The 19,625-nt window shown below is 72.5% G+C and carries 17 protein-coding genes and 1 tRNA gene; 11 read left to right on the top strand and 7 right to left on the bottom strand.

All coding sequences use genetic code 11. The annotated features are described in order from the left end of the window. Positions 1-60: 60 nt before the first annotated feature. Positions 61-1,068, bottom strand: coding sequence for a selenide, water dikinase SelD (selD, locus tag AB0O15_RS19100; RefSeq protein WP_364320028.1), 1,008 nt, complete (start codon positions 1,066-1,068; stop codon positions 61-63). Between the two features lie 28 nt (positions 1,069-1,096). Between selD and AB0O15_RS19095 the strand changes: the two genes are divergently transcribed. The 3 genes from AB0O15_RS19095 to selB all read left to right on the top strand — a co-directional run bounded on the left by AB0O15_RS19095 (position 1,097) and on the right by selB (position 4,726). Further along, positions 1,097-1,189 (top strand) — tRNA-Sec (locus AB0O15_RS19095). Between the two features lie 193 nt (positions 1,190-1,382). Further along, positions 1,383-2,675, top strand: a complete 1,293-nt coding sequence (selA, locus tag AB0O15_RS19090; RefSeq protein WP_364320026.1) for an L-seryl-tRNA(Sec) selenium transferase — start codon at positions 1,383-1,385, stop codon at positions 2,673-2,675. A gap of 278 nt (positions 2,676-2,953) precedes the next feature. Continuing rightward, complete coding sequence (selB, locus tag AB0O15_RS19085; protein WP_364320024.1) at positions 2,954-4,726, top strand: selenocysteine-specific translation elongation factor; 1,773 nt, start codon at positions 2,954-2,956, stop codon at positions 4,724-4,726. A gap of 12 nt (positions 4,727-4,738) precedes the next feature. On the opposite strand, the gene AB0O15_RS19080 is transcribed toward selB, so the two are convergent. Beyond that, on the bottom strand, positions 4,739-5,935 hold the full coding sequence (locus AB0O15_RS19080) for a YndJ family transporter (protein ID WP_364320022.1): 1,197 nt from the start codon (positions 5,933-5,935) through the stop codon (positions 4,739-4,741). Between the two features lie 82 nt (positions 5,936-6,017). On the opposite strand from AB0O15_RS19080, the gene AB0O15_RS19075 reads away from it, so the two are divergent. Further along, a complete protein-coding gene (locus tag AB0O15_RS19075) occupies positions 6,018-6,992 on the top strand; it encodes an NAD-dependent epimerase/dehydratase family protein (protein ID WP_364320020.1) in 975 nt (324 codons plus the stop codon). A gap of 41 nt (positions 6,993-7,033) precedes the next feature. Beyond that, entirely contained in the window at positions 7,034-8,416 is a 1,383-nt protein-coding gene (locus AB0O15_RS19070) for an MFS transporter (protein ID WP_364320018.1), read from the top strand. 34 nt (positions 8,417-8,450) lie between these two features. Here AB0O15_RS19070 and AB0O15_RS19065 read toward each other — a convergent pair whose 3' ends face one another. The 3 genes from AB0O15_RS19065 to AB0O15_RS19055 all read right to left on the bottom strand — a co-directional run bounded on the left by AB0O15_RS19065 (position 8,451) and on the right by AB0O15_RS19055 (position 11,073). Beyond that, positions 8,451-9,230, bottom strand: a complete 780-nt coding sequence (locus AB0O15_RS19065; protein ID WP_364320017.1) for a methyltransferase domain-containing protein — start codon at positions 9,228-9,230, stop codon at positions 8,451-8,453. Between the two features lie 68 nt (positions 9,231-9,298). Next, on the bottom strand, positions 9,299-10,387 hold the full coding sequence (locus AB0O15_RS19060; RefSeq protein WP_364320016.1) for a tartrate dehydrogenase: 1,089 nt from the start codon (positions 10,385-10,387) through the stop codon (positions 9,299-9,301). Then, positions 10,384-11,073 carry a GntR family transcriptional regulator gene (locus AB0O15_RS19055; RefSeq protein WP_364320014.1) on the bottom strand — a complete coding sequence of 230 codons (690 nt, stop codon included), beginning with the start codon at positions 11,071-11,073 and terminating at the stop codon, positions 10,384-10,386. Before AB0O15_RS19055 ends, AB0O15_RS19060 begins: the two co-directional genes overlap by 4 nt. 116 nt (positions 11,074-11,189) lie before the next feature. On the opposite strand from AB0O15_RS19055, the gene AB0O15_RS19050 reads away from it, so the two are divergent. From AB0O15_RS19050 to AB0O15_RS19030, 5 genes are all read left to right on the top strand, one after another. Then, positions 11,190-12,446 carry an MFS transporter gene (locus tag AB0O15_RS19050; protein ID WP_364320012.1) on the top strand — a complete coding sequence of 419 codons (1,257 nt, stop codon included), beginning with the start codon at positions 11,190-11,192 and terminating at the stop codon, positions 12,444-12,446. Positions 12,447-12,587: 141 nt separating this feature from the next. After that, positions 12,588-13,520, top strand: coding sequence for an NAD(P)-dependent oxidoreductase (locus tag AB0O15_RS19045; protein WP_364320010.1), 933 nt, complete (start codon positions 12,588-12,590; stop codon positions 13,518-13,520). After that, positions 13,517-15,157, top strand: a complete 1,641-nt coding sequence (locus AB0O15_RS19040; RefSeq protein ID WP_364320008.1) for an FAD-binding dehydrogenase — start codon at positions 13,517-13,519, stop codon at positions 15,155-15,157. The genes AB0O15_RS19045 and AB0O15_RS19040 overlap by 4 nt, the downstream gene beginning before the upstream one ends. Next, positions 15,154-16,536 carry an acyclic terpene utilization AtuA family protein gene (locus AB0O15_RS19035; RefSeq protein WP_364320006.1) on the top strand — a complete coding sequence of 461 codons (1,383 nt, stop codon included), beginning with the start codon at positions 15,154-15,156 and terminating at the stop codon, positions 16,534-16,536. The genes AB0O15_RS19040 and AB0O15_RS19035 overlap by 4 nt, the downstream gene beginning before the upstream one ends. Beyond that, the gene (locus tag AB0O15_RS19030; RefSeq protein WP_364320004.1) at positions 16,526-16,846 is read left to right on the top strand and encodes a DUF4387 domain-containing protein; all 321 of its coding nucleotides are present in this window, start codon (positions 16,526-16,528) and stop codon (positions 16,844-16,846) included. The genes AB0O15_RS19035 and AB0O15_RS19030 overlap by 11 nt, the downstream gene beginning before the upstream one ends. Here AB0O15_RS19030 and AB0O15_RS19025 read toward each other — a convergent pair. Beyond that, a complete protein-coding gene (locus AB0O15_RS19025) occupies positions 16,820-17,389 on the bottom strand; it encodes a helix-turn-helix domain-containing protein (protein ID WP_364320002.1) in 570 nt (189 codons plus the stop codon). The genes AB0O15_RS19030 and AB0O15_RS19025 overlap by 27 nt on opposite strands. Positions 17,390-17,474: 85 nt before the next feature. On the opposite strand from AB0O15_RS19025, the gene AB0O15_RS19020 reads away from it, so the two are divergent. Next, positions 17,475-18,356, top strand: coding sequence for an SDR family oxidoreductase (locus AB0O15_RS19020; RefSeq protein ID WP_364320000.1), 882 nt, complete (start codon positions 17,475-17,477; stop codon positions 18,354-18,356). Positions 18,357-18,360: 4 nt separating this feature from the next. On the opposite strand, the gene AB0O15_RS19015 is transcribed toward AB0O15_RS19020, so the two are convergent. Continuing rightward, positions 18,361-19,440, bottom strand: a complete 1,080-nt coding sequence (locus AB0O15_RS19015) for a hypothetical protein (RefSeq protein WP_364319998.1) — start codon at positions 19,438-19,440, stop codon at positions 18,361-18,363. Positions 19,441-19,625: the final 185 nt, after the last annotated feature.

Raw genomic sequence — 19,625 nt, 5'->3', positions numbered from 1 at the left:
GAACAGTTCCTGATCGGGCGCGCGGGTGGCGTTTATCTCGGTTTCACCGGGGCATCCGCGTCAACGCACCTGAATTGTGACACCGTCCGGCCGGGCTTCCCTCAGCTCGCCGATCACCGGGTGCCCGGGCAGCTCACCGGCCACGAGCAGGCCGCCCGAGGTCTGCGCGTCGGCCAGCAGGAGCAGCTCGTCCTCGCTGATGGCGCCCGGGTCGAGGTGGGGGCGGACCCAGTCGAGGTTCCGCTTCGTGCCACCGGAGACATAGCCGTCGGCCAACGCCTGCCGCGCGTCGTCGAGGTAGGGCACCCGGCCGGCGTCGAGGTGGGCGGTGACTCCGCTCGCCCGGGCCAGTTTGTGCAGATGGCCGAGCAGGCCGAAGCCCGTGACATCGGTGGCACAAGTAGCGCCGCCGGCCAGGGCGGCTCGGGCGGCGTCCCGGTTCAGGGTGGTCATCGCGGCCACGGCCTGCGGAAACACCTCGCCGGTGGACTTGTGGCGGCTGTTCAGCACGCCGATTCCCAGCGGCTTGGTCAAGGTCAGCGGTACGCCCGGACGGCCGGCGTCGTTGCGCAGCATCCGGTCCGGGTCGATGACACCGGTGACGGCCATGCCGTACTTGGGCTCCGGGTCGTCCACGCTGTGCCCGCCCGCCACGTGGCACCCGGCCGCCCGGCCGACCGCCAGCCCGCCGCGCAGCACCTCGGCCGCCATCTCCATCGGCAGCAGGTCACGCGGCCAGGCCAGCAGGTTGACGGCCACGACCGGCGTCCCGCCCATGGCGTAGACGTCGGACAGCGCGTTGGCCGCCGCGATCCGCCCCCAGTCGTACGGATCGTCCACCACCGGGGTGAAGAAGTCCGCCGTGGCCACCACGGCGACGCCGTTCTGCAGCCGGACCACCGCCGCGTCGTCGCCGTCATCCAGGCCGACCAGCAGTTCACCGTTCATGTCACCGGTGTCGGGCTGTTTCAGGCCGGCGACCACCGCCTCGAGCTCGCCCGGGGGGATCTTGCAGGCGCAGCCGCCACCGTGGGCGTAGCCGGTCAACCGGCGAGGTTCGGTCGTCACCCATCGACTGTGGCATACCCTTTCCCACGGAGGCGTTCAGGTGGCTGGTGCCCCTCCCGATCTTCAAAATCGGTGCGGCCCGGGATCCGGGCCGGGCGGGTTCGATTCCCGTCCGCCTCCGCTCCCTGTCCCCTCACACACCCGCTCCTTCCGCCGACCCCTTTCTCCCGCCGTCACCGCCGACCTCTTCCTTCCGCTGTCACCGCCCACCCCTTCCTCCCGCCGTCACCGCCGACCCATTCCGCCGTCACCGCCGACCTTGCTGGAGCGCTCGTCCAGGCTCCGCGCGGTGCCCAGCCTGCCCGGGAGTGCGCTTGAGTCACGCCACCACGGATCCGCGTCGCGGGATCCCGCGCACCGACGCCGTGCTCGCCGACCCGCTGCTGGCCTCGGCGTCGGAGTCGCTCGGCCGGGCGGTGGTCAAGGATGCGGTCACGGCGGCCCAGGCGCGCGCCCGGCGCGGTGAGATCGCACCCGAGGACGTCGCCCGGGAAGCCTGGTCGGCCCTCACCTTGTCGGGCCCCCGGCCGGTACTCAATGCCACCGGTGTCATCCTCCACACGAACCTGGGCCGGGCCGCGCTCTCCCCCGCGGCCGTGGACGCGCTGGTCGCGGCGGCCGGCTACACCGACGTCGAGCTCGACCTGGCCACCGGACGCCGGGCCCGCCGCGGCCGCGACGCGATGGCAGCGCTGGCGGCCGCCGTCCCCGACGCCGGCGCGGTGCACGTGGTCAACAACGGCGCGGCGGCGCTCGTGCTGGCCGCGACCGCACTGGCCGCCGGCCGCGAGATCGTGGTGAGCCGCGGCGAGCTGGTCGAGATCGGCGACGGCTTCCGGCTGCCCGACTTGCTCGCCTCGACCGGCGCCCTGCTCCACGAGGTCGGTACCACCAACCGCACGTCCCTCGCGGACTACGCCGCCGCGATCGGCCCCCGCACCGGTTTCGTGCTCAAGGTGCACCCGTCGAACTTCGTGGTCACCGGCTTCACCTCGGCCGTCCCGGTGGCCGAATTGGCCACGCTGCCCGCTCCGGTGGTCGTGGACATCGGATCGGGCCTGCTCGCGCCCGACCCCCTGCTGCCCGACGAGCCGGACGCCGCCACCGCCCTGCGCGCCGGCGCCGACCTGGTCACGGCCAGCGGCGACAAGCTGTTGGGTGGTCCCCAGGCGGGCCTGCTGCTCGGCGGCGACGACCTGGTGACCCGCCTGCGCCGGCACCCCCTGGCCCGCGCCTTGCGGGTGGACAAGCTGACCCTGGCCGCCCTGGCTGCCACCTTGCGCGCCGCGAGCACCCCCACCTGGGACGCGCTGCGAGCCGACCCGTCGCAGTTGCACTCACGTGCCGTCACCCTGGCCGAGTCACTGACAGCCGACGGCCTCGACGCCGCGGCCACGAAATGCCAGGCCGTCGTGGGCGGCGGCGGCGCACCCGGCGTCTCCCTACCGTCGTGGGCGGTCTCCCTTCCCGAGCGGTACGCGCTCCCCCTCCGCCTGGGCGCCCAACCGGTCATCGGCCGCGTCGAGGACGGCCGGCTCCTCCTGGACCTCCGGTGCATCCCGCCCGCGTCCGACACCGTCCTGGCCGCCGCCATCCGGGCGGTCTGACATGCACCCCGTCCGAGGTCACCACCCGGCCGTCTCGCTCGAAGTCGTCCCGCCCGCCACTCGCCCGCCCGGCCTCGTCCCCCACCGCCACCCGGCCGTCTCGCCCGAGACGGTCCCGCCCGGCGCTCACCCACCCGGCGTATTTCCTTCCGCCGGGATCCACCGGTCCGCGGCCACGGCGGCCTGCAACCATCCGGCTTCGGCCGTGCAGCTCGCCGTCCTCAAACCGAGTGATGCGTCGAGGTGCTCAGAGCAGGGCCGGGACGGGGTGGTTTGAGGTGCACGTCGTCGCTACGGCCGGGCATGTGGATCATGGGAAGTCGACGTTGGTCCGGGCGCTGACCGGGATGGAGCCTGATCGGTGGGCTGAAGAGCGGCGGCGCGGGATGACCATTGATCTCGGCTTCGCCTGGACCGAACTGCCGTCGGGCGAGACCGTGGCGTTCGTCGACGTGCCGGGGCATGAGCGCTTCGTGCCGAACATGCTGGCCGGGGTGGGGCCGGTGCCGGCCGCGATGATCGTGGTGGCGGCGGATGACGGGTGGATGCCGCAGTCGGCGGAGCATCTGGCCGCGTTGGATGCTTTGGGCGTACGCCATGGCTTGATCGTTGTCACCCGCAGTGATCTCGCCGATCCCGGCCCGGCCATCGCTCAGGCTCGCGCCGAAGTGGCCGCCACGTCCCTGGGCGAGGTGGCCGCGGTCGCGGTCAGCGGCGCGACCGGCGAAGGGCTGCCCGACCTCGTGGCGGCGCTCGACCGGCTGGTCGCCGCGTTGCCGGAGCCCGACCTGGACGCGCCGGTGCGATTGTGGGCCGACCGGGCGTTCACCATTCGCGGCAGCGGGACCGTGGTCACCGGCACGCTGGGCGCCGGGCGGATCCGGGTCGGCGACGAACTCACCCTGAGCGACGGCCGGGCGGTGCACGTGCGCGGGTTGCAGTCGCTCGGCCGGGCCATCGACGAGGTGGTGGCCGTGGCCCGGGTGGCGGTCAACCTGCGCGGCGTCGAGCCGACCGACGCCGGCCGGGGCACGGCGCTGCTGACGCCGGGCGAGTTCGGGGCCGCCGACCTGATCGACGTGCGTGTCACCGGTGACGACGCCCACGACCTGCCCCGGACCGGGACCCTGCACATCGGCGCCGCGTCCGTGCCGGTGCGGGTGCGGCCGCTCGGCCCGGACACCGTGCGGCTGCGGCTCGACCGTCCCCTGCCGCTGCGGGCGGGCGATCGGGCGCTGCTGCGCGATCCCGGCCTGCGCCGCCTGATGGGCGGGGTGACGGTGCTGGACGTGGCCCCGCCCGCCCTGGCCCGGCGTGGCGCCGCGGCGGCCCGGGCAACCGAACTGGCCACGATGGACGGTCGCCCGGACGAGCGTGACGAGGTCCGCCGCCGGCTGCTGGTGCGCCGAGCCGACCTCCGGCGGATGGGCGTGCCGGCCGCGATGACACCGGTGACCGGCGACTGGCTGGCCGACCCGGCGCATTGGTCCTCGCTGGGCGAAGCACTGATCACCGCGGTGACGGCCTATTCAAAGCGGCATCCGCTGGAGCCGGGCATGCCGGTCGAGGAACTGCGCCGGGCACTCGACCTGCCGGACCGCGCCCTGGTCGAGGCCCTGGTGAGCCCGCCGCTGGCCTACCGCAACGGCCGCATCGCCCGCCCGGGCGCCGGAGACCTTCCAGCGCCGGTCGCCCAGGCCGTCGCGCTCATCCGCGCCGACCTGGCGGAGAACCCGTTCGCGGCGCCGGAGGCCGCCCGGCTCGCCGAGGTCGGCCTGGGCCCGCGGCAGATCGCGGCGGCCGTGCGAACCGGGGCCCTGCTGCGCCTGGGCGACGCCGTGGTGCTGGCGCCCGACGCGGTCGAGGCCGCCGCCCGGGCGCTCGCGACAATCCCCCAGCCGTTCACCCTGAGCGACGCCCGCAAGGCCCTCAACACCACCCGCCGGGTGGCCGTGCCGCTGCTGGAACTGCTCGACAAGCGCGGCCACACGCGGCGGTTGCCGGACGATCGGCGCGTGCTGGACCAGGCCGCATCTCAGAACCCGGTCTAGCTCCCCCGGCCGCTACGCCCGTTCAGTCCGGACGGACGGAACGCGATGACGCAGGACGGCCGCACACCGGAAGATGAACAGCCACTGCGCCGCCGGCACCAGCGGGCCGGCCAGCCTCGCGATCAACAACGAGGGCCGAGACCGCACCTCCACCTCGAGCCGCGTCTCGCCGCCGGGCGCGCGCACCACGCTGAACCGCTCGTCGCCCTCGAAGGTGTGGCCGGGCAGCGCCCGGTAGTGCATGACCGTGCGGTCGGCGGTGTGCACCACCTCGGTCACCTCGCACGGCTCGGGCACGCGCAGCCGCCAGACGCCCAGCGACGACATCATGCGCTGGCCGACCGCGGCGGGCGGGGTGGACGGCTCGACCCAGGCGCCCGCCCGGCGGTGCATCTCCCAGCCGAGGAGGGCGGACGACGCGGCGTCGTAGTCGCCGACCCGATGCGACCAGCGATGTGACGACCACGTCTGCGGGCGGCCGGCCCACGCCACCACGAGCGCCGTGAGGACGGCGGCCGCGTTCAGCACGCCGTGGGTCAGGACCATCCAGGTCAGGTTCAGGTGTGGGATGTCGAAGACCTGGCCGGCCGCGTAGAGCAGGGCCAGCCCCATCGTCACGACGCTCAGCCCGAACAGAAGGCGGGCGCGAGCGGCGAGCGCCAGCCACAGGGCCGCGCTGAGCACGCCCGCTCCGACCAGTTCGACCACGTCGCCGGTGTGCTGGCCGAACAACCGGCCGATCAGGAAGCCCGCGCCGACGAGGGCCACGCCGGTCGGCGCGAGCCAGCGGCGCCGGGCCGAGGCCAGCGACAGCAGCAGCATCGCGCCGAAGCCGGCCACGTGGAAGTGGGCCGCGGTCAGGCCCAGCACCCCCGCGGGATAACCCAGCAGGGCATAGCCGCCGCGCTCGGCCAGGAGACCGGACGCGGCGACCGGCAGGCACGCCGCGGCGAAGGCGGCGAGCCGGTCGCGCCGCAGCACGACCGGCACGGCCAGGGTGGCGGCGAGGTAGGGCACGCAGAGCAGGGCGGCGAGCAGCCCGCGCGGCAACAACAGGGCGACGACCGCGGGTACGGCCACGACCGGCCACCACCGGGCCAGCCGGCGGCCCCGGCCGAGCGCACCCAGCCCGAGTGGCACGAACAGCAGCACGCCGACCGCCACCACGATGTGCAGCGCCAGCCAGCCGGGCCCGGTCAAGCGATCCATCACAGCTCACTCCATTAGTTGAACGTGTTCAACATAGCAGCTTGCTTGACCTCAGGCGCTTGAGGTTTGGTGCGCTGAGTGCATGACAACAGCTGAGAGTTTGGTTCTGGTCACCGGCGGGTCCGGGTATGTCGGCACGCACGTGATCGCGGCCCTGCTGCGCGACGGGCGCCAGGTCCGCACCACGGTCCGCTCGATGGCCCGCGAGGCCGGGGTACGCGCCGCCGTCCGCCGGGATGGCGCCGACGACACCGCGCTCACGGTGGTCGAGGCCGACCTGAGGTCCGACGACGGCTGGGCCGCGGCCGCGGCCGGATGCGCCGAGGTGCACCACGTCGCCTCGCCCATCCCGGTCGTCCAGCCGGACAACCCCGACGACCTGATCGTGCCCGCCCGCGACGGCACGCTGCGGGTGCTGCGTGCCGCCCACCGGGCCGGGGTACGCCGGGTGGTGCTCACCTCGTCGTTCGCCGCGATCGGCTACTCACCCAAGCCGGCGGCGTCGTCGCCCGGGGCGGTGGCGTCGTCGCCCGGGACGGTGGCCGAATTCACCGAGGACGACTGGACCGACCCGGACACGCCCGGCCTCGCCGCGTACCCGCGCTCAAAAGCCGTGGCCGAACGTGCGGCCTGGGATTTCGCCCGGGACAGCGGCCTCGACCTGGTGTCGGTCAACCCGACCGCGATCTTCGGGCCGGCGCTGACCACCGACCTGGGCTCCTCGATGTACCTGATCAAAGCCCTTCGCGAGGGTACGGTCGACGGCCTGCCCGACCGCCGGTTCGGCATCGCCGACGTGCGCGACGTGGCCGACCTGCACCTGCGGGCGATGGCCGCGCCCGACGCCGGCGGCCGGCGCTTCATCTGTGTGTCCGACGGCCCGACCTGGAGCTTCGCCGAGGTGGCCGACGTCCTGCGCGGAAAGCCGGTTTCGCGTACGCCGGTGGACGGCCCGATCATCCACAACGGCCGCGCCAAGACGCTCGGCTGGCGCCCCCGCCCGGCCGAGACCACCATTGTGGAATCTGTCACCGAGAACTCTGCGCGTTCGCACTAGTTGCCCGGTAGCCGGCGCCGGCCCGCCTAGCGTCGCCCTACGTGGATCTCGCCTTCCGGTACCCGGCCTACCGGCGGTACTGGTCGGCGAGGCTGGTGTCCAGCGCCGGTTCGGCGATGGCGCCGGTGGCCATGGCGTTCGCCGTGCTCCACCTCGGCGGCACAGCGTCGGCGCTGGGCTGGGTGCTCGCCGCGGCGACCGTGCCGCAGCTGCTGTTCACGCTGGTCGGCGGGGTGGTCGCCGATCGGGTCTCACGAGCACGGGTGCTGATCTGGAGCAGCCTGGTCGCCGCGGCCGGCGAGGGCGTCTTCGCGGTGCTGGTGCTGGCCGGGGTGGCGACGGTGGGCCAGGCGGTCGGCGCCGCGTTCGTCACCGGCACGGCGGCCGCGTTCAGCGTTCCGGCCCATCAGGGCGCCATCCGGACGCTGGTGCCGGCCCGCCTGATCGGGCAGGCCACGGCCCTGCAGCGGGTCGCGCGCAACACCACCAAGGTCGCCGGGCCGGCGCTGGGCGGCCTGCTCGTCTCGGTGGTCAACCCGGGGTGGGCGCTGGCCGGGAACGCGCTGTCCTTCGTGCTGGCGGCGGCGATCATCGCCAAGGTCCCGGCCCCGGTCGCGGCGCCGGTCCCGGCTTCGGTGACCGCACTGGTCCCGGCTCCGGTCACGGCCCCGGTCACAGCACTGGTCCCGGCTTCCGTCACGGTCCCAGTCACAGCGCTGGCCCCGGCTTCGGTCACGGTCCCGGTCACGGCTTCGGTCACGGCGCCGGTCACGGCTTCGGTCGCTGCTTCCGTCACGGCGCCGGTGCCCCGTGCCTCGACCGGCGATTTTCGGCTCGGGTGGCGGGAGTTCTGGTCGCGGCGCTGGCTGCGGTGGATAACCGCGCAGGGCAGCGTCGGGGTGGGCGTGTGGCTGGTCGCGTTCCAGTTGCTCGGCCCGGTGCGTGCCGGGCCGGCGGCGTGGGGCCTGATCGCGGCGGCCTTCTCGGCCGGGCTGGTCGCCGGGTCGGTGGTGTCGGTGCTGCGGCCGCCGGACCGGGTGGGGCTGGTGGCGTGCGCCAACTACGCGGCGGCCGGCCTGTTCCCGGTCGCGCTGGCGCTGGGCGGCGGCGTCCCGGTGCTGGCGGTGACGGCCGCGGTGGCCGGCTTCTGCGTGGACCTGGCCCTGGTGAGCTGGTCGACGTATCTCCAGCTGAGCCTGCCGGACGAGGTGCATTCGCGGGTGGAGTCGTACAACACGCTCGGCCATCTGATCCCGGTGCCGATCGGCTACCTGGCCGGCGGCGCCGCGGTCGACCACCTCGGCGTCACCGCGGTGGCGGCCGGCCTGGCCGTGCTCGGCGCCCTCGCGGCCGCGGTGCCGCTGGCCAGCCCGGCGGTTCGCGAACTCAGGATCGCGACGGCCTACACACCCGCGCGGCGATAGAGACAAAGCGGCTTCCGTTCCCGCGGCCGAAGGGCTAGAGCGGCTTTCGCCCCCAGGCGGTGATGATGGCCGAGGTGGCGAACTGGCCCGGATCGGTGGCCACGTAGGCCAGGTGGTCGTCGATCTCGGTCGCGGTGGCCAGGTCGCGGGCGATCAGGTCGTCGCGGATCTGGCGGATGGTCGCGGCTTCGAGGACGGCGCAGTCGGGCATCGAGAGCGGGAAGTAGCCCTCGGCCTCGATCTCGGTCAGGCCGGCTTCGCGGAGGCGGCGCGGGGCGGGGCGGCCGTACGCGAGGTCGGCGCCTCGGGACGCGAGCAGGGTGCGGAAGCCCTCGCGCAGCCTGTTGGCTCGGCGGTGCTCCGGCGCGTACACATCGGGGCAGCTCAAAGGTTGCATGAGGGGGTCGATGTCCTCCAGGACCAGCCACCCGCCGGGCCGGAGCGCCTGGATCATCGAGGCGAGGGCCTGGTCGCGGCCGGGCACGTGGAGCAGCACCATGCGGGAGTGCACCAGGTCGAAGCCCTCCCCGGGCGGCGGCTCGGCGGCCACGTCGTGGCGCAGCGTTGTGAAACCCGCGTCCGCGTCGAGCCAGGTGGTGTCGAGGTCGGTGGCCAGCACCTCGCCGTCGGGGCCGACCTGGCCGGCCAGCCAGGCGGGCACGCTCGAACTGCCGGCGCCCACCTCCCAGACCCGCCACCCGGCACCGATGCCGACCTGGTCGAGGCGGTCGAAGGTGCGGCGGTTGAACATCCGGTTGATGGCGCCGAAGCGCTCCCCGGCCTCGGACTGCTGGTTGTCGAGGAGATAGGCCACGGCGCGACTCTAGATTCCCCGGGGTCGCCACGGTCGTCGCGGAGTCCACAAGGGAAGCGCGTCTGCCCTCACCGCTCGCGGACCCTCGCCGCGATCGTCTCGCCCAGTTCGGCGGTTGTGCCTGTGCCGTACAGGTCGGGGGTCAGCGGGGCGCCCGACGGACCGGCGGCCAGCACGTCTTCGATGGCGCCGAGCAGGTGGGCGGCGGCCTCGGGGTGGCCGAGGTGGTCGAGCATCATCGAGCCGCACCAGATCTGGCCGACCGGGTTGGCGATGCCGCGGCCGGCGATGTCGGGCGCGGAGCCGTGCACCGGCTCGAAGAGGCTCGGGTGGGCGCGGTCGGGGTTGATGTTGGCGCTCGGGGCGATGCCCAGCGTGCCGGTGCAGGCCGGGCCCAGGTCGGAGAGGATGTCGCCGAACAGGTTGCTGGCCACGACCACGTCGAACCAGTCGGGGTGCAGGACGAACTGGGCGGCCAGCGCGTCGATGTGGAACTTGTCCGTGCGCAGGCCGGGATAGTGCGCCGCCGTCGCCGCGACGCGCTCGTCCCAGTACGGCATGGTGATGCTGATGCCGTTGCTCTTCGTGGCCGAGGTCAGATGGCGCGCGGGGCGGCGAGCGGCGAGCTCGAAGGCGAAGCGCAGCACCCGGTCGACGCCGACCCGGGTCATCACCGTCTCTTGCAGCACGGTCTCGCGGTCGGTGCCCTCGAAGATGCGCCCACCCACACTGGAGTATTCACCCTCGGTGTTCTCGCGCACCACGACGAAGTCGATGTCGCCCGGTTCGCGGCCGGCCAGCGGGCTGCGCACGCCCGGCATGAGCCGGCACGGGCGCAGGTTGACGTACTGGTCGAAGGTGCGGCGGAACTGCAGGAGGCTGCCCCAGAGCGAGACATGATCGGGTACGACCTCAGGCCAGCCGACCGCGCCGAAGTAGATCGCGTCGTACCCGCGCAGCGTCTGCTCCCAGTCGGGCGGCAACATCGTGCCGTGCCGCTGCCAGTAGCCGGCGCTGGCGAAGTCGAAGCTGTCGAATTCCAGCCGCAGGTCGAAGCGCTCGGCCGTGGCCCGCAACGCCGCCAGCCCGGCCGGGACGACCTCCTGACCGATCCCGTCGCCGGGAATGACCGCGATGCGGTGGACGGCGCCGGTCACATCGCCTCCCGCAGAGCCGCCAGGCCACCCTGGACGTCGGCCAGCGCGATCTGCTCGGCGGTGGCCGAGTCGCGGTCACGGAGCGCCCGGACCAGTTTGCGGTGGCTGGAGTAGCGGTCCATGCCCCAGGTGCCGGTCTCGGCCACCTTCCGGAGCACCACGAAGCGGCGCTCGGGAAGCGTGAACACCCGGCTCTGCTCGACCATGCGGGCCAGCACCGGGTTGTGGGCGCACGCCATCACGGCATCGTTGAACCGCTGGATCGTCTCGAACAGCTCGCCGAGATAACGCTCGACCCGCTTGCCCTGGTTCTGCGCCTCTTTGACCAGGATGAGCAGGTCGTCGGCCCGGTCGAGGATGTCGTCGAGCGCGTCGAGCTGGTCGGTGGTGGCGTGCCGGGCCGCGAACCGGGCGACCAGGCCGCGCAGGCCGACCTCGACCTCGGCCAGGTCGTCGATGGCGGCGTCGCGGATCGTGGCGACCAGGACTGTGCGCGGGCCGATCCGCTCGATCAGCCCGTCGAGCTCGAGCCGGCGCAGCGCCTCACGGACCGGGGTCGGGCTGATCGCCAGCCGCTCGGCCATGCCGCGCTCGGTCACCTTCTCACCCGCCACCAGCCGGCCGTTGGCGATCTCGTCACGAACTTGGCGATACGCCTGATCGGCAAGCGTCCCCACTGCTGTCATGAAGCAAACGTAGCGCATTGCCGTAGCATCCTTGTTTGCAACTGTTGACGATTTTGCTACAGCAAATTAACGTGACGCGGGACACAAGCTGTCGGCCGACGAAGGAGGATGGCGAGTTGTCCACTCGAAAGATCACCTTCTACATCGCCCTGGCGTTGTTCGCGCAGGAGTCGACGTGGAACTTCTACGACAACCAGGTGCCCGTCCTGCTGCGCGAACACGTGGCCAGCACCGCGCTCGTCGGCGCGCTGATGGGGATGGACAACCTGCTGGGCATCTTCATCCAGCCCTGGATCGGCAACCGCTCCGACAACACCCGCACCCGCTGGGGCCGGCGCATCCCCTACCTCGCGGTCGGCATGCCCCTGGCCGCGATCATCTTCGCCCTGCTGCCCTGGACCACGTCACTGACCATGCTGGTCGTGGTCATGGTCGGGTACGCGCTGATCGCCAACACGATGCGCCCGCTGGCCGAGTCGATGGTGCCCGACTTCATCCCGCCCGAGCGCCGCAGCCGCGCCAACGCCGTGGTGAAGATCGCGACCGCCCTGACCATCATCGTGGCGTCCCTGATCAGCCTGCTCCTGATCGACGAGCACCCGCGGACGTCGTTCCTCATCCCGTCGGCGATCCTGCTCGCCGCCACCGTCGTGCTGGTCGTCCGGGTGCGGGACAGCGCGTCCCGGGCCTATCAGGCCGCGCTGACCGAGGACGCCGCCGCCGGTCCGGCCCGGTCACGGGTGCCGTTCCGCGAGATCGTCGCCGACCTGGTCACGGACCGCGACCGCCGGCGGCTGCTCCTGCTGCTGACCGTGCTGCTGTTCGGCGGGGCCTGGTTCGCCTCGCGGTCGCTGGTCACGCCGTACGGGATGGAGGTGCTCGGCCTCTCCCGCGGTGACGCCGGCGGGCTGACCCTGCCCAGCGGCATCGCGTACGTCGTCGCCGCCTATCCGGCCGCGCTGCTGGCCGAACGCTTCGGCCGGTTCAAGACCATCGGCGTGGGCATGACCATCTTCGCCGTCGCCCTGGCCGCGGGCACCGTCGTGCGGACACCCACCGCGACCGTGGTCGTTTTCTGCATCGCCTCGATCGGCGCCGCCGCCTTCACCATCAACGCGGCGGTCGCGCTCTGGAACCTGGCCCCGTCCAGCCGCGTGCTCGGCACCTACACCGGCCTGTACGCGGTCACCTGGTACCTCGGCGGCTTCGGCGGGCCGGCCCTGGTCGGCGGCATCGTCGACCTGCTCGGCTGGACCGGGATGCTGTTCTACATCGCGGTGCTCGCCCTGCTCGCCGTCTTCGTCCTCGTCCGGCTCGGCCGCCTGCACCGCAGTCTCCAGGACGAGCCCGCCCCCACGACGCACATGACCTGACCCGACGAACCGGTGCGGATAGGTGCGCAGAGCCGGCTCAGCGCACTCATAGGCGCCACCTGACCCGACGAACCGGTGCCTATAGGTGCGCAGAGCTGCTCTGCGCACCTATAGGCACCACCCCCGACGCGGAAGAGAGCGATGCCGACCATCCTGATCACCACCGACTACCTGGTCCCGGGCGACGAGGTGGACACTTACCTCACCGGGCTGGGCTTCACCACCCGGCACGACCCGATGCGCGGGCGCCGCGACCCCGAGCAGCTCATCGCCGCCCTGCACAACGTCGACGGCGCGCTCGTCGCCAACGAGCCGATGACCGAGCACGTGCTGGCCGGCGCGACAACGCTGAGAGCCATCGTGCGCACCGGCGCCGGCTACGACTCGGTGGACGTGGACGCGGCCGCCAGGAACGGGATCAGCGTCAGCAACCTGCCGGGGATCAACGCCAACGCGGTGGCCGAGTACACGATGGGGCTGCTGCTGGCCCAGGCCCGGCGGCTGGTGCCGATGGCCGCGGGGGTCGAGGCCGGGGGCTGGCCGCGGCAGGACGGCACCGAGGTGCGGGGCAGGACGCTCGGCCTGATCGGCCGGGGCGCCGTCGCGAGAAAGGTCGCTCCGCTGGCCGAGGCGTTCGGGATGCGCGTGCTGAGCACGACCAGCACGTCGGCCGGCGAACGCCTGGATGAGCTGCTGCGGGAGTCGGACTTCGTGTCGATCCACGCGGCGCTGACCGACCGTACCCGGAATCTGATCGACGCCTCGGCCCTCGCCCGGATGAAGCGGACCGCCCACCTCATCAACACCGCCCGCGGGCCGATCGTCGATGAAAAAGCGCTGGCCGATGCGGTACGCGGCGGGCGGATCGCGGGCGCGGCGCTGGACGTGGTGAGCACGGAGCCGCTCCCGGCCGATAGCGTGCTGCGCGGAGTGGATGGGATCACGATCTACTCGCACATGGCCGGTCAGACCGCCGAGGCGCGCCGGGCCGCCGGGCTCGACGGCGCCAAGGAGCTGGTCGCCGCGTTGGCGGGACATCCGGCCCACGCGATCATCCGAGGGGAGCACACATGAGGACCGCGGACGTCATTGTTGTCGGGGCGGGTCTGGCCGGCCTGGTGACCACGGCCGAGCTGGTCGCGGCCGGGAAGTCGGTGATCCTGGTCGAGCAGGAGCCCGAGCAGAGCCTCGGCGGGCAGGCGTTCTGGTCGTTCGGCGGGCTGTTCCTGGTCGATTCGCCGGAGCAGCGCCGGATGGGCATCCGCGACTCGCACGCGCTCGCCTGGCAGGACTGGCTGGGCACCGCGGGATTCGACCGGGACGAGGACGCCTGGCCGCGGCGCTGGGCCGAGGCGTACGTCGACTTCGCGGCCGGCGAGAAGCGCTCGTGGCTGCGTACCCAGGGGATCAAGCTCTTCCCGATCGTCGGCTGGGCCGAGCGGGGCGGTTACGACGCGACGGGGCCCGGCAACTCGGTGCCGCGCTTCCACATCACCTGGGGTACGGGGCCGGGCGTGCTCGAGCCGTTCATCGCGACCGTCCGTTCGTCCCCCAGGGTGACGCTCGCCTTCCGCCACCGGGTCGATGAGCTGACGACCGCCGGCGGTCGTGTCACCGGTGTCTCGGGGGTGGTGCTCGAACCCAGCGACGTCCAGCGCGGCCAGGCCAGTTCAAGAGTCAAGATCGGCGATTTCGCGTACGAAGCGCAGGCCGTCGTGGTGACCTCCGGCGGCATCGGCGGCAACCACGACCTCGTACGAGCTGCCTGGCCGGCGCGGCTCGGCCCGCCGCCGGACCACATGATCAGCGGCGTGCCGGCGCATGTGGACGGCCGCATGATCGGCATCACCCAGGCGGCCGGCGGCGCGGTGATCAACCCGGACCGGATGTGGCACTACGTCGAGGGCATCCAGAACTGGGATCCGATCTGGGCCAACCACGGCATCCGCATCCTGCCCGGCCCGTCGTCGATCTGGCTGGACGCGCGCGGGAACCGGCTGCCGGTGCCGCTCTACCCGGGCTTCGACACCCTCGGCACCCTCGCCCACCTGCGCACCACCGGCCACGACCACAGCTGGTTCGTGCTCACCCAGAAGATCATCGAGAAGGAGTTCGCGCTCTCCGGCTCGGAGCAGAACCCGGATCTGACCGGCCGCAGCGTCCGGCAGGTGCTGGGCCGGGTGCGGGCCGGGGCGCCGGGGCCGGTGGAGGCGTTCAAGCGCAACGGCGCCGACTTCGTGGTCGCGACCGACCTGGACGAGCTGGTCAAGGGCATGAACGCGCTGACGCCGGCGCCGCTGCTGGACGCGGCCGAGGTGCGGCGGGTGGTCGAGGCGCGCGACCGGGAGCTGAACAACACTTTCACCAAGGACATGCAGATCGCGGCCATCCGCAACTTCCGCACCTACCGCGGCGACAAGCTCATCCGTACGGCCGCCCCGCACCGGATCCTCGATCCCGGCGCCGGGCCGCTGATCGCCGTACGCCTGCACGTGCTGACCCGCAAGACGCTCGGCGGCCTGCACACCGACCTGGACGGCCGGGTCCTCGACGCCGCCGGCGAGCCGGTGCCGGGGCTGTACGCGGCCGGCGAGGCCAGCGGGTTCGGTGGTGGCGGCATGCACGGCTACCGGTCGCTCGAGGGCACGTTCCTGGGCGGCTGTCTCTTCTCCGGACGCCAGGCCGGTCGCTCTCTGAAAGGAACCTTGTGATCCAGGCCGAAAGCAAAGTCGAAGTACGCATCCTCGTCCCGTCCGGCATGCTCGGCTCGGGCTTCCCGGCCTCCATCGTGGACCGGGGACTGGAGCTGGGCGCGGACGTGATCGCCGTGGACGGCGGCTCGACCGATTCCGGGCCGCACTATCTCGGCACCGGCACCGCCAAGACCACTGCCGCGGCGGTGAAGCGTGACCTGCGCATCCTGCTGCGCGCCGCGGCTACGGCCCGGATCCCGCTGATCGTCGGCTCCTGCGGCACCAGTGGCACCGATTCCGGCGTCGACTGGGTCTTCTCCATCGCTTCGTCGCTGCTGGACGAAGAGGGCCTCGCCCTGCGGATCGCCCGGATCTACAGCGAGCAGCCGGCCGCCGACCTCAAGGAGCGCCTGGACCGGATCCACCCACTCGCCCCGCACGGCGACCTCGACCCCTCGACCCTGGAGAGCTGCGAGCACATCGTGGCGATGATGGGCCACGAGCCGATCGCCGACGCTCTGGCCACGGGAGCCGACGTGGTGCTGGCCGGCCGCGCGACCGACACGGCCGTGGCGGCGGCGTTCCCGCTCATGCACGGCATGCCGGCCGGGCCCACCTGGCACGCCGCGAAGATCGTCGAGTGCGGCGCGCAGTGCACCACCAACCCGCGCTCCAGCGGCGTCTTCGCCACCATCGACGCCACCGGGTTCACCATCGAGCCGCTCTCCGACGGTGTCGCCTGCACACCCCACTCGGTCGCGGCGCACATGCTCTACGAGACGGTGAACCCGTTCTCGATGCGGGAGCCGGCCGGCACCCTGCAGGTCGCCGACGCGGTCTACACCGCGCTGGACGACCGGCGCGTACGCGTGGAGGGGTCGCGTTTCGAGCTGGCCGAGCAGTACACGAACAAGCTCGAAGGATCAAGAATCACCGGGTACGAGACGATGTCGTTCACCGCGATCCGCGACCCGCACATCCTCGGCCAGCTCGACACCTGGGCCGCGCTCCTGCGCCGGATCCTCACCGAGCGGGTCAGCCAGACGCTCTCGCTCGGGCCGGACGACTACGCGTTCGACATCCGGCTCTACGGCCACAACGCGGTGCTCGGCGCCCTGGAGGAAGCAACCGCGCCGCCCCGCGAGGTCGGCGTGATGCTGCTGGTCAGCGCGCCCGACCAGCCGACGGCCACGGCGATCGCGAAGATCGCCAATCCGCTCATGCTGCACCTGCCCACGCCGGACATGGACTACCTGCCCAGCCTGGCGTTCCCGTTCTCGCCAGCGGAGACCGAGCGCGGCGCGGCGTACGAGTTCGTGCTCAACCACGTCGTCGACGTGGACTCTCCCACCGCCCTGTTCCGCACCGTCATGCTGGAGGCCGGCGATGTCCGATAAGGTCGGCGACCTCGCCGTCGAGGTCCGGTCCAAGAACGCCGGGCCGTTCTGGACGACGATGGAGCTCTTCATGCGCGACGAGAGTGGCTTCCAGGCAGTGTCGTTCGTGGACGCCACCGTGGTCGCCCGGCTCTACGACGTCGCCGAGGACAGCGTGCAGATCTTCCGCATCCCGTCGCTGAAGGCGGTCAAGATCTCGTTCCCGCGCCCGGTCACCCAGGGCAGCCTGCGGGACCGGGACATGCACGCCGGCCAGCACCACGTGCCGCTGGCCCAGTTGGCGTTAGAGGGCGGAGCTCGCGGCGCGTAGCTCTTCCAGGGCCGGGAGGGCGTAGTCGGCCAGGTCGTCCTCGCGGTCGCCCTCGGACCAGGCCGCGAAACCCCGGCTGAAGGCGAGGGCGCCCAGCTCGGCCGCGACGGCGGCGGTCGCGTCGGGCACGCCGCGGGCGATCAGCGCCGCGGTCATCGCGGCGGCCAGGCTGACGCTCTTGAGGGCGGCCCGCTCCTGGAGTTCGGCGCTGGCCGCGACGGCCGCCTTCAGCCGGGGGGCGATCTGGCGGTTCACCGGACCCATCGCGCTGGACACCCGCCGCAGACCCTCGGCCACCGCCTGGAGCGGGCCGGACCCGGCGGGCACCTCGGCGATCCCCTCGGCGAGCAGCCGGCTCAGCGCCTCCTGCCCGGCCACCAGCAGCTCGCGCTTGTCGGGGAAGTGCCGGAAGAAGGTGCTCTTGGTGACGCCGGCGCGCTCGGCGATCTGCGCGACCGTGGTGTCGTCGTACCCCTGCTCGGTGAACAGGTCGACCGCGGCCACGACGAGACGTTCACGCGCGCCGGGTTCCCATCGAGCCATGGGTCCATCATAGGTGACGGGACTTTGGTCCCATCACGGTGCTACGGTGACGGGACAAGAGTCCCATCACTTGCGGGAGCGAACCATGCGCGTCTTCATCACCGGCGGCACCGGCCTGATCGGCTCCGCCGTCGTGGCCGAACTGCTCGGCCACGGTCACACCGTTCTCGCCCTCGCCCGGTCCGAGGCCTCGGCGGAGGCCGCCGCGACGGCCGGCGCCGAGGTGATCCGGGGCGGCCTCGCCGACCTGGACACCCTCCGGGCCGGCGCCACCCAGGCCGACGGCGTGATCCACCTGGCCTTCAGCAACGACTTCAGCAGCGCCGAGGCGGTCGCGAACGCGGTCGCCGAGGAGACGGCCGCCCAGGAGACCCTGGGCGAGACGCTCCTCGGGAGCGACCGTCCCTTCGTCACCGTGTCCGGCACACCCTGGATCCCCGGCCGCGCCTCCACCGAGTCGGACCCGACGTCGACTGAAGGGCCGGTCGGCGGCCGGGGCCGCGCCGTCGACGCGGTCCTCGGCCTGACCACCCGCGGGGTGCGGAGCACGGCCATCCGCCTGCCCCGCACGGTGCACAACAACGGCGACGGCGGGTTCGCCGGCCTGCTGACCGCCATCGCCCGCCGGACCGGCGTCTCCGGCTACCCCGGCGACGGCACCCAGCGGTGGCCGGCCGTGCACGCGCTGGACGCCGCGGTTCTCTTCCGGCTCGCCCTGGAGCAGGCGCCGGCCGGAACCGCCTGGCACGCCGTGGACGACGAGGGCGACCAGGTGCGGGACATCGCCGAGGTCATCGGCCGGCGCCTGGGCCTGCCGGTCGAGGCGGTGCCGGCGGAGAACTTCGGCCCCCTGGGCGCGATCTTCGCGGCCGACCAGCCCTCGACCAGCACGCACACCCGGCAGGCCCTGGGCTGGGAGCCGAAGCACCCCAGCCTCCTCGAGGACCTGGCGAACATCCAGCCGTGAGCGGTCAGCTCTTCCAGTCGTGGATGACGTGCAGCTCGGGGGCGCCGCCGGCCGGCGGGACCGTCACCGCGTACAGGTGTTCCATGTCGTCGGACCAGGTGAGGCCGCGCGGGGCGAGCACGTCGTCGCTGATGTCGATGCGCTTCTCGGGGACGACGCCGCCGGTCTCGTAGAGGTAGATGTCGTCGGCGGTCGAGCGGACGCCGCTGACCACGTAGCAGTCGTCGGGCGCGGCGGCGACGGCCAGCGGGTGGTAGCCGGTGTAGTAGGAGCCGCGGCCGGACAGGTCGGCGGTCGCGTACGCCTGGGTGGCGTTGCGGCCGCCGGCGCCGGTCAGCAGCGTCTCGCCGTACTTGTCGAGGCCGATGTCGAACAGGTTGCTGCCCGGCGCGGTGGACGACGCCCGCTGGGTCAGCCCGTTGTCCTCGTTGATGTCGTAGACGTACACCGTGGACAGGCTGAGGTTGAGCTGCGCGGCGACCAGCGTCCCGGCCTCGAACGGCTGGTCGTACTCGGCCGGCGTCGACGGGTGGGCGGCGAGCAGCGGCGCCCGCTGGAACCGAAGGTCACCCTGCACGTTCAGTTCGTAGACCGGCTCGGGGTCGGGGTTCTCCTCGGTCGGCTCGGGCCAGGTGACCCGGCCGATGCCGCCGTTCCAGTTGCCGTCGCAGCCGTGGCCGAACCACAGCACGTCACCGGCGTAGACCAGGTGGGTCGGGCAGGTGTTCGCGGGCAGCTGGATCTTGTCGCTCTCCTTGAGGGTGTGCACGTCGATCTCGGTGATCGCGTCGCCCGCGGCCAGCGCCGCGTACACCCACTCGGTGTCGTCGTCCTGGGCCAGGCCGGTGGCGCCGTACTGGTTCTTGATGTGTTTGACGACCTGTCCGTCGAGGTCGGTGACCGTGATGCCGTTGGACGATGCGCCGCCGCTGACGAAGACCCGGTCGTGCTCGTCGTTGGCGACCAGATCGCCGTAGCCGGGCAGGCCCAGGTCGGTCTCGGCCCGGGCCGGGCCCGCCGCCGCGAGAACGCCGAGCGTGGTCGTCAATAAGACAGACGACGACGCCGCGAGCGCACGTTTCATGGACAGCCTCATTTGTACTCCCCCCGTGGGCCACAAAAGCCTTGGCGGAGGAAGGCTATCCACACCAGTCATGATCGCGCGGGGCGGGTCGAATGCGATTATCGGCTTCCGGGAAAACGGACAATCTGTCACGGGGGAAGAGACTGACCATTGAGGATGGTCGTTGCTGTTGTCGTACCGCGCTG

Origin of the sequence: Actinoplanes sp. NPDC089786 (assembly GCF_040684855.1) — a bacterium.
Taxonomy (GTDB): domain Bacteria; phylum Actinomycetota; class Actinomycetes; order Mycobacteriales; family Micromonosporaceae; genus Actinoplanes.
Note: the sequence above shows the minus strand (reverse complement) of the source record. Positions and strands in the feature narration are given on the sequence as shown.

Coding starts and splice junctions, on each gene's coding strand:
- AB0O15_RS19025 (WP_364320002.1), bottom strand. CDS start 17,389: ATGGCTCGATGGGAACCCGGCGCGCGTGAACGTCTCGTCGTGGCCGCG.
- AB0O15_RS19045 (WP_364320010.1), top strand. CDS start 12,588: ATGCCGACCATCCTGATCACCACCGACTACCTGGTCCCGGGCGACGAG.
- AB0O15_RS19040 (WP_364320008.1), top strand. CDS start 13,517: ATGAGGACCGCGGACGTCATTGTTGTCGGGGCGGGTCTGGCCGGCCTG.
- AB0O15_RS19020 (WP_364320000.1), top strand. CDS start 17,475: ATGCGCGTCTTCATCACCGGCGGCACCGGCCTGATCGGCTCCGCCGTC.
- AB0O15_RS19015 (WP_364319998.1), bottom strand. CDS start 19,440: ATGAAACGTGCGCTCGCGGCGTCGTCGTCTGTCTTATTGACGACCACG.
- AB0O15_RS19075 (WP_364320020.1), top strand. CDS start 6,018: ATGACAACAGCTGAGAGTTTGGTTCTGGTCACCGGCGGGTCCGGGTAT.
- AB0O15_RS19055 (WP_364320014.1), bottom strand. CDS start 11,073: ATGACAGCAGTGGGGACGCTTGCCGATCAGGCGTATCGCCAAGTTCGT.
- AB0O15_RS19080 (WP_364320022.1), bottom strand. CDS start 5,935: ATGGATCGCTTGACCGGGCCCGGCTGGCTGGCGCTGCACATCGTGGTG.
- AB0O15_RS19030 (WP_364320004.1), top strand. CDS start 16,526: ATGTCCGATAAGGTCGGCGACCTCGCCGTCGAGGTCCGGTCCAAGAAC.